This window comes from Mesorhizobium neociceri (assembly GCF_013520985.1).
GTDB lineage: Bacteria > Pseudomonadota > Alphaproteobacteria > Rhizobiales > Rhizobiaceae > Mesorhizobium > Mesorhizobium neociceri.
This window is the reverse complement of sequence record NZ_JACDTY010000003.1, coordinates 230,205-243,149: the sequence shown is the minus strand read 5'-3', so window position 1 is coordinate 243,149 and position 12,945 is coordinate 230,205. Positions and strand designations below refer to the sequence as shown.

Below are 12,945 nucleotides of genomic sequence, written 5' to 3'. Positions count from 1 at the left end.
ATGAACCTCACCTGGATGGCATGGACGCTGCCGACGGCACTGTTTTTCATCACGATCCTTATTCTGCTGTGCGGCATGGCGTTCTGGGAGTTTGTCTCGCCCGGCGGCAATCCGCGTGTCGGCGTGCTGCGCTTCGAGACGACGCGCGGCGACCGCCTCTTTGTTTCGCTGCTCGGCAGCGCCTTTATCCATCTCGCTTGGCTGGGTCTTGTCGGACCCAACCTGTGGTGGGCTCTCGCTCTCTCCGTAGTCTACGCCATTGGCGTGTTCCGCTACGTATAGAGGGGGAAACTGTTGGAGCGGCCGCGTGCCGGCGACCGCTCCAGATCGCACTTGAAACCTGAAAGTGGAGGAAACGAAATGCGAAGGCAATTTTTAACATCAACAACTGCGCTTGTCCTGCTCTGGGGAGCAGGCCAGGCCTATGCCGGAATGGACGAAGCCAAAACCTTCCTCGATACCGAAATCAAGGATCTGTCGACGCTTGATCGCGGCGCCCAGGAAGCCGAGATGCAATGGTTCATCGATGCCGCGAAGCCTTTCGCCGGCATGGACATCAAGGTGGTCTCCGAGACCATCGATACGCATAGCTATGAGTCCAAGGTTTTGGCGCCAGCCTTCACCGCGATCACCGGCATCAAGATCACTCATGACCTGATTGGCGAAGGCGACGTCGTCGAAAAGCTGCAGACCCAGATGCAGTCGGGCGAGAACATCTATGACGCCTACGTCAACGACTCCGACCTGATCGGTACCCACTGGCGCTACCAGCAGGCGCGCAGCCTGACCGACTGGATGGCCAACGAGGGCAAGGACGTCACCAACCCGAACCTCGACCTCGCCGACTTCATCGGCACCAAGTTCACGACCGCGCCTGACGGCAAGCTCTACCAGCTGCCCGACCAGCAGTTCGCGAACCTCTACTGGTTCCGCTACGACTGGTTCAACGACGAGAAGAACAAGGCCGATTTCAAGGCCAAGTACGGCTACGACCTCGGCGTCCCGGTCAACTGGTCGGCCTATGAGGATATCGCCGAGTTCTTCACCGGCCGCGAGATCGACGGCAAGAAGGTCTATGGCCACATGGACTACGGCAAGAAGGATCCGTCGCTCGGCTGGCGGTTCACCGATGCCTGGCTGTCCATGGCCGGCAATGGCGACAAGGGCCTGCCGAACGGTCTTCCGGTCGACGAATGGGGCATCAAGGTCAACGAGAAGTCGCAGCCGGTCGGTTCGTGCGTCGCGCGCGGCGGCGACACCAACGGCCCGGCTGCCGTGTATTCGATCCAGAAGTACCTGGATTGGCTGAAGGCCTACGCGCCGCCGGAAGCCCAGGGCATGACGTTCGGCGAATCCGGCCCCGTTCCGTCGCAGGGCATGGTCGCGCAGCAGATGTTCACCTACACCGCCTTCACCGCCTCCTTCGTCAAGGAAGGGCTGCCGGTCGTGAACGCGGACGGCACCCCGAAATGGCGCTTTGCTCCGTCGCCGCATGGCGTGTACTGGAAGGATGGCATGAAGCTTGGCTACCAGGACGTCGGTTCCTGGACCCTGCTCAAGTCGACACCTGACGATCGCGCCAAGGCCGCCTGGCTCTACGCGCAGTTCGTTGTGTCGAAGACGGTTGACGTGAAGAAGAGCCATGTCGGCTTGACGCTCATCCGCGAGTCGACGATCCAGGACAAGAGCTTCACGGAACGTGCCCCGAAGCTCGGCGGCCTGATCGAGTTCTACCGCTCGCCGGCCCGCGTCCAGTGGTCGCCGACCGGCACCAACGTGCCTGACTATCCGAAGCTGGCACAGCTTTGGTGGCAGGCGATCGGCGATGCCTCGTCCGGCGCCAAGACGGCGCAGGAGGCGATGGACTCGCTATGCTCCGAGCAGGAGAAGGTCATGGAACGCTTGGAAAAGGCAGGCATCCAGGGCGATATCGGCCCGAAGATGGCCGAAGAGCATGACCTCGCCTACTGGAACGCCGACGCGGTCAAGAAGGGCAATCTCGCGCCTCAGCTGAAGATCGAGAACGAGAAGGAAAAGCCGATCACCATCAACTACGACGAACTGGTGAAGAGCTGGCAGAAGTAATCTTGGCGTACGCGCCAGGATCATAGTGAACGGGGAGGCGGCATCTTGCCGTCTCCCCTGTTTGTATAAGCGAGCTACCGGGAGGACTAATGACCGGATACATCCTTGCGATCGACCAGGGCACCACATCGACCAGGGCGATCCTGTTCGACGGCGAGATGAAGGTTGCCGGCAGCAAGCAGCAGGAATTCACCCAACACTATCCAGCCTCCGGCTGGGTCGAGCACGACCCGGAGGAGATCTGGTCGAGCGTCGTCGCCACCGTCAAAAGCGCGCTGAAGGCTGCCGGCCGCGAGGCATCGGATGTCGCGGCTATCGGCATCACCAACCAGCGCGAAACCGTCGTCATCTGGGACAAGGCAACCGGCAAGCCGATCCACAACGCCATCGTCTGGCAGGACCGCCGCACCGCGCCGCTCTGCCAGAAGCTGAAGAAGCAGGGGCTGGAGAAAAAATTCAGCAAGAAGACCGGCCTGCTGCTCGATCCCTATTTCTCCGGCACCAAGATCGCCTGGATGCTGGACAAGATGAAGGGCGCCAGAAAACGCGCCGAAAAGGGCGAACTGCTCGCCGGCACCATCGACAGTTTTTTGATCTGGCGGCTGACAGGCGGCAAGATGCACGCCACCGACGCCACCAACGCCTCGCGCACGCTGGTCTACAACATCGAGAAGAATGTCTGGGACGACGATCTGCTCTCCATCCTGCGCATCCCGGCCGGGATGCTGCCCGAGGTCAAGGATTGCGCCGACGACTACGGCGTGACGGAGAAAAGTCTGTTCGGCGCCGAGATACGAATCCTTGGCGTGGCCGGCGACCAGCACGCGGCGACCATCGGCCAGGCATGTTTCGAGCCGGGCATGATGAAATCCACTTACGGCACCGGCTGTTTCGCGCTGCTCAACACCGGCGCCGATCTGGTGCGCTCGAAGAACCGGCTGTTGACCACCATTGCCTACCGGCTGAACGGCAAGACCACCTATGCGCTGGAAGGTTCGATCTTCATCGCCGGTGCCGCCGTGCAATGGCTGCGCGACGGCATCAAGGTGATCGGCAAGGCCGAGCACAGCGGCGTGCTGGCGGCAACCGCCGACCCGACGCAGAACGTCTATCTGGTGCCCGCATTCGTGGGCCTCGGCGCGCCGCATTGGGACGCCGAAGCGCGTGGCGCGATCTTCGGGCTGACGCGCAATTCGGGTCCGGCGGAGTTTGCCCGCGCGGCGCTGGAATCCGTTGCCTACCAGACGCGCGATCTGCTCGACGCCATGCGCAAGGACTGGAAGGGCGCTTCGGCCAAGACCGTGCTTCGCGTCGATGGCGGCATGGTGGCCTCCGACTGGACCATGCAGCGGCTGGCCGACATCCTCGATGCGCCGGTCGATCGCCCGACCATTCTGGAGACGACGGCGCTGGGTGCTGCATGGCTCGCCGGCTCGAAGGCCGGCGTGTGGCCGAAGGCGAAGGATTTTGCCAGGAGCTGGGCACTCGAGCGGCGCTTCAAGCCGGACATGGATGCCTCGACACGCTCCGCCAAGCTGACAGGCTGGCGCGATGCTGTGCGCAGGACGTTGAGCGTGCAATAAGTGGGCGGTGGGAAGAATGCGCTGGGGCGAGGGGAATGGATCCAGATTGGTATTCTGCTTGGCGTGAAGAAGCTTTCGAGCAGCTGAACGCCAAGAACGACCACTTGAATAGGGAATTCCGCCTCGGCACTTGGCCCCGCTACGATTACGACCTGAAGGCTGGAAAGCTTCTGTTCTCTGAGGAGGGAGTCATCAAGGTCGTTTCCGAAATCCAGATTGCGGGCTCAACGAGCGCCAAGGCCGACAACTGGCTCTGGGCCTGGGCAAATTCAAACTTGCCTGGCGAACTCCTTGGCGACGCAAAGCTGGTCCGATCCTTCGGAGAGGAGAACGCCATTCAAGAACTGGCCCAGGCCTATGTGATCGATACGGAGAATGACCTGGAAGCGCTCGGCTGGGAACTGACCGGGGCGATGGTTCGAATTTGCAAGGCCCTTGGCGCCTACCGTTCTCCGCGTGGCGAAGGCGGAGGTCTGTATCTGGTCATCAAGACCATCGGCTGGGCCAGCTAGTCCGCAGTCGCTTCACAGGATGAAAATGAAAGGAGAGGGCCCATGCCGTTACCAGCATGAGCCCTTTCAGCCTCCCGTATCCGATCAGACTACGCGATCAGTAGGGCGAATAACATTGCTGCCGCGGCCCGTTATAGGGCTGGAACGTGTTGTCCGATGCGCGGTAGGACCGGTAGCGGTCATAGCACCACTGCACATGCGAATCGCCCCGGTAGACGCGGTTGTTCTCGCTGTTGACGATCGCGCCGGTGATCAGGGCGCCGGTGGCGAAGGCAGCCAGCGGGAACCAGTAGTCGCCATGACGGCGATAGCCCCTGCGGTATTCGCGATAGCCGCGATGGCCGTTCCAGTACATGCCATCATTGCGGCTGACGCGGAAGTCGCGATTACGGTTGAAGTTCCGGTGCCTCATCCACGGCTGATAGTCGACCGCCTGCACATTGGACGGAGCCGACGGTGCTTGCGGCACGAACATCTGCGCGGCATCGGCCGGCACGATCGCCGCAGCCGCGAATGAAACTGACAGTGTAGTCGCCAGCAGACCCGTTGCGATCTTGTTCATGACCTTCTCCTTGAAAGGGTGGTTGACGTCCCTTGTGGAGGGAAAACGGATCGGCAGTTCTAAGGTTCCGCCAAAAAGGATAAGTTGCTGATTTGTAATGTTTCTTCAGTCGGCTCGAAAGAGAAGCCCATCTCACGCACCCGCAGATTAGAAGCGGCGACCTCATTGCGGGAGCGGCTTACCGGGCGTCCCGCCGAGGCAATTTGCGGGGCGTCATGCGATGCCAGAAACCTCGGTGAAAGGGCCCTCTTTTTCCGGTTGACCGGTCGCGGTACTCTCCCTATGTTCCGCGCAATTTCGAGGGCGGCCTTTAGAGCCCGCGGGAGCGCGTAGCTCAGCCGGTAGAGCAACTGACTTTTAATCAGTAGGTCATGGGTTCGAATCCCATCGCGCTCACCAACAATCACAAAGAAATCAATATGTTATCTGTAGACTCCTACTGATGTATTGCGCGTTGGTGCCTCTGAGGTTCCCTCTGGGGTTCCGTTGCGCGCAAGAAGCCGCCCCGTAGGGCGGTTTAGCCTAACCCAACCGTTGGCGGCGGGAGTCGTCACGGCCATAGGTGGGGGAACGCGGCCCTCATCCACGCCATAAGAGCTAGGATCTCTTCGACAGGACGGTCCCGGTATTGGTCTTTGATCTGGCGGACAATTTCAGCATTTTTGCTCATTTGATGCTCCCGTGTTCAGTTCACGGCGCACAGGCTAGACCGAAAGCGGTATGGGTTTCGCCTCTCTGACGAACTCTTTTTTCACACCCGTTTCTATTGCTTTCAATAGCTTGGCGTACGGCAACGATATGGAAGACCCATATTTCCACGAGGCACGGCTTCGTGGCATCGTGACAACTTGGGAATCGGGGCGAGTTATGAAGTGTCCACACTGCGCGATTCATTTTTTCGAAGTCTGGAATCAGTCGAAAGTCGCGGTGAGCGGGAGGCCCGCGGATCGCGGTATCCAGACGACCGTCTGCCCAAAATGCGACAAAGTTACCGCTGTGTACACTATACCTACGGGCGGCGCTGATAAGGCCTTCTTGGTGGAACCAATGGGCGCCAACAGGGGTCCAGTTCCTAAGGAAGTTCCGAACACGGTCGCTATTGACTACATTGAAGCCTGCCGGGTCCTGTCTATAAGCCCCAAGGCTTCGGCGGCGCTTGCCAGGCGGTGCCTCCAAGCTGTGCTCCGTGCCCACGGCTACGCGGCAAAGGATCTTGCGAAAGAGATCGATATGCTCCTTGCCGAGACCGACACGACGAAGGCAATTCCTATCACCCTTCGCACGGCGGTCGATGGAATACGCAATTTCGGAAATTTCTCGGCGCATCCAATCACAGACGTCACAACTCTTCAGATCATAGACGTTGAGCCGGAAGAGGCCGAGTGGTGTCTCGAGGTCTTGGAGGAATGCTTCGAACATTTTTATGTCCGACCTGCACATGCTGCTGCGCGCAAGGCTGCATTGGACGCGAAGCTTGCAGCGGCCGGCAAACCGTCCTCCAAGAGCTAACCGAGGGTCGAAATGCCAAGTCTGAAAGAGTTCTTGGAAGCGCTGGCAGTGGCTTGGCCGGTAGCCCTGACCGCCCTGATCGGTTGCGTGGCTCTTCTGGCAGGTAATGCCTACGGCGTTCGATACGCGAGCGGTATCCCCGAATGGGTGCTGACCGTCATTTTTGCGGTTGCCGTCTTTGCGGCAGGCATTTGCATTGTCTTCACACTTCAGTCGATCGGACGCGGGTTTCGTCGCCTGGGAAAATGGAATCGGACGAGAAAATACCGCAAGGCGCAAATTGTTTGGCTGCACAATCTTAACGATCGCGAGCACGCCATCATGTCGTTTTTGTTTAGTTCAAATCAGCAAGCCCTAGCCTATCCCTTTGGTGAGGGGCGGTTTGTAGGTCTCATTGCAAAGGGGCTGGTTTTATCAGGTACCGGTGCTCATACCGCGCCCGCTTGGCCGCACGTGATCCCTGACCATATATGGGCCGAGATGGCCAAGTACCCGGACGAATTTGGTTGGGGCACCAGCACAAGGCAATCCGCTCGCCCGTTGGTAAGATTATGCGGCGGATCATCCTCTAGAGGAGTTATGCGATGCGGGACTGGGAAGACGATTATATTGATGCGTGGAACACACGCGGGGCAGGGGCTGTCAATAAGCTAATCAAAGACAGGTTTCCCAACGCAGAAGATCAAGTTCGAGAGGCCCTACGATTGGACGACACCGGCCGCTGGGATGTGTTGCCTCACGAGTCGACTAGGGGCCCCCAGAAAAAAATCGATCGAGCCATAATCAGGCAGTACCTCGGCTAGTGGCTCCGGTTTACAAGGCTGTCGGCCGATGTATCTACTGCGACGCTACCAGGTATTCCGTCCTACGCGCCAAACTAGGCGATGAACACATCGTTCCTGAAGCGATAAACGGCAACCTCGTTCTCCCTGAAGCTTCATGCGGCGCTTGCGAAGGCAAGATAAGCCGGTTTGAACAGTACTGCATGAAGCAGACTATGGGCCCATTGCGATACGCACTAGGTCTCAAAACAAAGCGCCCGAAAGAACGCCCAGAGACCCTGCCGCTAGAGCTTAAGATTGGAGGTGCATGGGTGACGCGGGAGGTGCCGGTAGAATTGGCCCCCTTTACGCTTCTGCTTCCGGTCTTTGATCCGCCAGAAATCCTCTATGAGCGTGAGCCAAGCCGGACAGATATCAATACCCCTTCATTCAAGTTTGTGAACATGTCAGCCGGCGACCCAGCCAGGATTTTCGAAATGTTCGGGGCAAACGGAAGGGCGAACGTATAAAGGCGCACTAATAGGTGAACGCTTCGCGCTACTGCTTGCCAAGATCGCTCATGGATATGCAACTGCCGAGCGCGACGACATGGATCAATTCAATCCAGTTTTGCCGGACACCATCTTGCGAGATTCGACCGCACCGCCATTGCCCTATCTGATTGGCGGCGCTCCCAAATTGATCCCCGCATCTACCGAGATGCACGAACTTGGCCTTGCGCGTGGTGTAACCAAATTCGGTGTTACTTGGATCGTCCCGATCAGGCTATTCGGAGCATTCGGCGCGCCAAGCTATCAAGTCGTAGTGAGCGTCGAGCACCCCCCATTCTCGATGACCAAACGCACCATTGGCTCAAACTCTTGACCCAATCGCCCAAAAAAATCACACATTAGAACGAAATGGGAACAAAAAGCTTGTGGGAAAGCCAGCGGCGGCAAAGCGCGGGAGTCACTTCCATTGTAGATTGTATGGGTGCTGGGTCGGGTCTGCGGCGTCCCTCACCCCTGAGAAAGCGCCGCAAACCCATCTTCCCGGCTGGCACGGGCAGGCGGGAGGTAGTTTGCGCTACCTCCCGTTTCCAGTTTTAGCCACACTAACGTTTTAGCCACACTAACATTGGGGGGAAGTTGCGTTTTTCGCAACACAGGCATTTTTAAATCACAACATATTTTCAGCGAGCGGGGCCTCTCAGGGGCTGGCCATTCTACGCGATGGGGAAGACGAATGAACCTCTTGTTATCAGCCGGCACCTGGTCGAGCATGGGCCTCATCGTCGACATATGCGGAGCGTTGCTGCTGGCGAAACCCGTTCAGGCTGGCACCATGATCGCTATGCAATTGCTTAAGTTCAATTCAGCAGGGAAGAAGATCAACCAGCACAGCATGGCGAGACATGCGACAAAATCGCATGCGAGGTTAGCGCGCCTGTCGGGGCGGAATGATCCGCTCTCGCGGCTAATACGAGCGCTCCAAGCCGCTTACGCCAGAGGAACATCGCTTTCGCATCAGTATTATCGCAGGAGCGCCGGCCTTCCTCCGCAGAAAATCGTGGGGTCGGACGGACTACTGGACGTGGAACTCATCAATCGCTCATTCCTCGAAATTGATCAAACCTACAACCCTAACTTCGAAACCCACGAACTCCGTGATCTAACCAACACGGCCTTGGGCATGTTGGCTACGGGGTTTGCGTTGCAGCTGATAGGCTCGTTGCCGTTCTGATTGTTAATCAGTAGGTCATGGGTTCGAATCCCATCGCGCTCATCAACAACATCCAACCTCTTTAGCTTGTGCGCGACGAGTGCTGTTAAGCGTCTCGGCTAATTAACGGTGGTGCGATGGATGTGATTCAGGGACTTGAGTTCAAGGGGTGGAGGATGGAGCGCCAGCCATCGCCTCAATGCGATACCTCCTCAGCGGTAAGGGTCGCCAGAAATTAGAAATGGCCGGTGCGGGGGGTTGCTTGGGCAAGCGAGGCGCACCGGCCATTGCGGGTTTGGATTTCGGGGGTCCCCCGCACTGCCTAAGCTATAGGCATATTAGGAATGACTCAATTACGACTGAAGTCCCTGGGACTTGGCCCGCTCTATAAGCGTTGGCGCAACGCGTTTTCCTCGAAAATGGCTGAGAGGTCTACCTCATCATGAAACTGGGCATGAGGGTCGAAAGCCAGCCAGGACGCCTGAGATCGAAGCTCTCTGAGGCGTGCGTTCTTTGCGATTCGGGCTTGGTATTGTTCCTCCTCAAACGGAGAAACGGTGTTGTCACGAGGGTTCATGCGCACTCCCCGATTGGCGCCATACCCTAAGTTAACGATTGAGCTTTGAATTGGTTTCAGCGCACGCTACCGTTGGCCGCGGTTCGCCCCGTATGAGGCCTGTGCGTCTCCTGGCAACTTGCTGTGGCCCTGCAGACAGCGCTTTGCACCCGCTGCCGGAACAGGTCCCATCTCGGCCTGCTGCTGCGCCTCACGGCCAACAGCAGACCTCGGGCAATGGCGCCCCTCCGGTCCGCGTCTATTTGCACATGCTTGCATTTCTCTTGAAGCGGGAGCATCCTTGGAAACGCGCGGAGGAGGCCACCAGGTTAACGGTGGAAAAGGGGTACGTCATGGAAACTGTTTGCTCCGTCCCCGGCGGGATTTGTCTCTTGTCGGTTTTCGTCAGCGTCGCGATGGCGTTTGTCGTCATGGCGCCGTTCGCAGCTACCCGCCTGCTCGTCTTGAGGATGCGCGAGCGCTCGGTCGGATATCTTCAACCCGCCTGAATTTGTCGGCCGCGTCCTTCTCGTCTGGCGCGAGCCGCTTGAGCCTTGCCTTCAGTTCCCGGATCCCGGCATCGGCCCTGGCTGGCGAGTGGTAGCCTTGCAGGATGAACCTGGGGCCAACGTCGGCACAGAGCGCAGCCTAACCTTGTCGCCACACCCGTCGCTGGCTAAACTCGAACCTTCCCAGGGGAGGGTTCAACCATGACACTTCAGCTTTCGGCGGATGCTGTAGCTCCTAAGGCGGCGACACCTCAAAAATACCTGTTCGGCCCGGTCGCCGATTTCCTGATGCTGGGCGGCAGCGCGTTTCTCATTTTGCCGGTGCTGTTTCTGGTGCCGCTCGAGTATGAGGGGCCGGTGGCCGCAACGATGGTATTCGTGGCCTATCTCGTGAACTATCCCCACTTCGCCCACTCCTACCAACTTTTCTATCGCAATTTCGGGCGCAAGGTATCCGGCGACGGCTACGACCGGAGTCTGCAGCTCCGCTACATCTTCGCGGGCATTGTCGTGCCCCTGGTCATGGTCGGGTTCTTTGCCTATGGCGCGGCGGCGGCGAACACGCGCCTGCTCGGCTATGCAACCAACGCCATGTTCTTTTTCGTCGGCTGGCACTACGTCAAGCAGGGCTACGGCATGCTGATGGTGGATGCGGTTCTCAAGCGCAAATTCTTCGACGACCGCGACAAGAAGGTGCTGCTGGTCAACTCGTATGCGGTGTGGATCCTGGCATGGCTTCAGACCAACACGGCGGTCACCCAGGGCAAATACTACGGGCTGGACTATTACACATTCGCCGCCCCTTCCTGGATTACCGACACTGCCCTGCTGGCGGCCCTTGCGTCGACGGTGGCCACGCTTTTGATGTTGGTCAATCGCTGGCGAAAGAACGGCGGCGGTCTGCCCTATAACGGCTTGGTGGCCTATGTCGCGTCGCTCTATCTCTGGATCCTGATTGCGAGGATAAACCCGCTCTGGCTGCTGATCGTGCCCGCGCTTCACTCGCTGCAGTATCTCGCCGTGGTTTGGCGCTACCAGACCAATGTCGAGCGCGACAGCTCCGATGCCGAAAGCGATCCGCAGCCGAAGGTCCTGTCCTTTCTCGGCCCCCTCTACAGGTTTCGGCTCCTCGGCTTTATCGTCGGCGGCACCGCCCTTGGCTATCTCGGCTTCTGGCTGATCCCGTCCGCGCTGACGGCTTTGATCCCGTACGACCGGCAAGTCCTCGGTTCGTCGCTCTTCTTCTTCATCGTGCTGATATTCATCAACGTGCATCACTATTTTCTGGACAATGTGATGTGGCGCCGCGGCAACCCGGAAGTGTCGAAGTATCTGTTCCGCTAGCCGATAGAGTTCAGGAGCCGCTGAAAACCAGCGAGACATTGCCGCCGGCGTGGCGCTCGATGCGGCCCGCGAGGTCGAGTTCCAGCAGCACCATCGATACCTGCGCGGCGTTGAGCCCGGTGTGGCGGATGATCTCGTCCACGCCCACCGGTGTTGGCCCCAGTACTTCGAGCACGCCGCTGCGCTCGTCCTCGCCGGGTGGCGGCGCTGCAGAAAAGTCGGGCGCCTTTTCCGGCCCCGTTGCCCGTGGCGCCCGTATACCGGCCAGGGGCGCGATCGCGCCCGAAACATCGGCCGCCTCGGTAACCAGGGTGGCGCCGTCCTTGAGTAGGCCGTTGGAGCCGGCGCAACGCGGATCGAGCGGCGAACCCGGCACGGCAAAGACCAGCCGGCCCATTTCACCGGCCAGGCGCGCGCTGATCAGCGAACCCGAGCGTTGCGCCGCTTCGATCACCACCAGTCCGAAGGCCGCACCCGCGACAAGCCGGTTGCGGCGCGGAAAATCCTGCGCCCGCGGCTGCCAGCCGAACGGCATTTCCGAAATGACGGCGCCGCCGCGTTCGGCGATGTCATTGGTGAGACCGGCATTTTCAGGCGGGTAGGGAACATCGAGCCCGCCGGCCAGCACCCCAATCGTGCCTGTCGCAAGGCTGCCCTGATGTGCGGCCGTATCGATGCCGCGCGCCAGGCCGGAGACGACGGCATAGCCGTCGCGGCCAAGGTCAGTCGCCAGCATGCGCGCCATTTTGATCCCGGCGAGCGATGCGTTGCGGGCGCCGACAATGGCGACCGCCGGCAGCCGAAACACCACAGCTTCGCCCTTCATCGCGATCAGCGGCGGCGGGTTGTCCATGTTTTTCAGCATCGGCGGGTAGTCGGCCTCGCCGATGCCGACGAAGCGGGCGCCGTTCGCCCCGGCCGCTTCCAGTTCCGCTTCCGCCTCCTCGACCGAAGGAATGCGCACGATCCTTTTGGCGCCCCCCGAAATCATCAGCTCGGGCAGCATCTCCAAAGCTGCCTCGGCCGAGCCGAAGCGGTTGATCAATTCGCGAAACGAGGCCGGGCCGACATTTTGCGTGCGGATCAGGCGCAGCCAGCTCAGCCGCTGCCGGTCGCTGAGGCGCGGCCCGGCGGCAGGCTTGCTCACCCCTTGGCTCCGATCTTGCCTTCAGTGCCGGCGAGAAGGCGCGAAATATTGGCGCGGTGTTTGAAGATGACGATCAGGCTCATCACCAGGAACAGCGCGGCAGTCTCAGGTGTGCTCCAGAAATAAAGCGCTATCGGCACGATGACCGCCGCCGTAAGCGCTGCCAGCGAGGAGTAGCGAAACAGAAAAGCCATCGCCAGCCAGACGACGATAAAGATCAGCGCCACATGCCAGCCGAGCGCGATCAGCACGCCGAGATAGGTCGCCACGCCCTTGCCGCCCTTGAAACCAAGCCAGACCGGAAACAGATGGCCAAGGAAGGCGCCAAGGCCTGCCCAGAGTCCAAAGCCGGCCCAAAGTCCGAAGTCGTGCCCAAAATGGCGCGCGATCATCACCGCCGCCGTACCCTTCAGCGCGTCGAGCACAAGCGTCGCGGCAGCCAGGCCCTTGTTGCCGGTGCGAAGAACATTGGTGGCGCCGATATTCCCGGAGCCGATCTTACGCACGTCGCCAAGGCCGGCTGCGCGGGTAATCAGCAGGCCGAAGGGAATCGAGCCCAGGAGATAGCCGAACAGCAATGCCAGGATGACGTTGTAACTCATTGTTTCCCCCCGCATTTCTCTCGCAGCTGATAGGCGTGCAATATGCCGCGATC

Annotated in this window: 11 protein-coding genes and 2 tRNA genes; 10 read left to right on the top strand and 3 right to left on the bottom strand. The window is 59.6% G+C overall.

Annotated elements, in window-relative coordinates; all coding sequences use genetic code 11:
* From H0241_RS09125 to H0241_RS09110, 4 genes are all read left to right on the top strand, one after another.
* A complete protein-coding gene (locus tag H0241_RS09125; protein WP_112561564.1) occupies positions 1-282 on the top strand; it encodes a DUF2160 domain-containing protein in 282 nt (93 codons plus the stop codon).
* A 78-nt stretch (positions 283-360) separates the two neighbouring features.
* The gene (locus H0241_RS09120) at positions 361-2,085 is read left to right on the top strand and encodes an ABC transporter substrate-binding protein (RefSeq protein ID WP_181057098.1); all 1,725 of its coding nucleotides are present in this window, start codon (positions 361-363) and stop codon (positions 2,083-2,085) included.
* Positions 2,086-2,174: 89 nt separating this feature from the next.
* A complete protein-coding gene (glpK, locus tag H0241_RS09115) occupies positions 2,175-3,668 on the top strand; it encodes a glycerol kinase GlpK (protein WP_181057097.1) in 1,494 nt (497 codons plus the stop codon).
* 35 nt (positions 3,669-3,703) lie between these two features.
* On the top strand, positions 3,704-4,180 hold the full coding sequence (locus H0241_RS09110; RefSeq protein ID WP_181057096.1) for a DUF6882 domain-containing protein: 477 nt from the start codon (positions 3,704-3,706) through the stop codon (positions 4,178-4,180).
* 97 nt (positions 4,181-4,277) lie between these two features.
* Here H0241_RS09110 and H0241_RS09105 read toward each other — a convergent pair whose 3' ends face one another.
* The gene (locus H0241_RS09105; protein ID WP_181057095.1) at positions 4,278-4,742 is read right to left on the bottom strand and encodes a BA14K family protein; all 465 of its coding nucleotides are present in this window, start codon (positions 4,740-4,742) and stop codon (positions 4,278-4,280) included.
* 323 nt (positions 4,743-5,065) lie between these two features.
* Between H0241_RS09105 and H0241_RS09100 the strand changes: the two genes are divergently transcribed.
* The 6 genes from H0241_RS09100 to H0241_RS09075 all read left to right on the top strand — a co-directional run bounded on the left by H0241_RS09100 (position 5,066) and on the right by H0241_RS09075 (position 11,143).
* A tRNA-Lys gene (locus tag H0241_RS09100) sits at positions 5,066-5,141 on the top strand.
* 321 nt (positions 5,142-5,462) lie between these two features.
* Positions 5,463-6,251, top strand: coding sequence for a DUF4145 domain-containing protein (locus H0241_RS35400; protein ID WP_210284825.1), 789 nt, complete (start codon positions 5,463-5,465; stop codon positions 6,249-6,251).
* 12 nt (positions 6,252-6,263) lie between these two features.
* Entirely contained in the window at positions 6,264-6,905 is a 642-nt protein-coding gene (locus H0241_RS09090; protein WP_181057094.1) for a hypothetical protein, read from the top strand.
* A 716-nt stretch (positions 6,906-7,621) separates the two neighbouring features.
* Entirely contained in the window at positions 7,622-7,897 is a 276-nt protein-coding gene (locus H0241_RS09085; protein WP_181057093.1) for a hypothetical protein, read from the top strand.
* 803 nt (positions 7,898-8,700) lie between these two features.
* Positions 8,701-8,797 (top strand) — tRNA-Asn (locus tag H0241_RS09080).
* 1,203 nt (positions 8,798-10,000) lie between these two features.
* Positions 10,001-11,143, top strand: coding sequence for a hypothetical protein (locus H0241_RS09075; RefSeq protein WP_181057092.1), 1,143 nt, complete (start codon positions 10,001-10,003; stop codon positions 11,141-11,143).
* Positions 11,144-11,153: 10 nt separating this feature from the next.
* Here the strand turns inward: H0241_RS09075 and dprA are convergent, their stop codons facing one another.
* Together dprA and plsY are read right to left on the bottom strand one after the other, a co-directional pair.
* Positions 11,154-12,290, bottom strand: coding sequence for a DNA-processing protein DprA (gene dprA, locus H0241_RS09070; RefSeq protein WP_181057091.1), 1,137 nt, complete (start codon positions 12,288-12,290; stop codon positions 11,154-11,156).
* Positions 12,287-12,892, bottom strand: coding sequence for a glycerol-3-phosphate 1-O-acyltransferase PlsY (gene plsY / locus H0241_RS09065; RefSeq protein WP_181057090.1), 606 nt, complete (start codon positions 12,890-12,892; stop codon positions 12,287-12,289). Before plsY ends, dprA begins: the two co-directional genes overlap by 4 nt.
* Positions 12,893-12,945 lie beyond the last annotated feature (53 nt).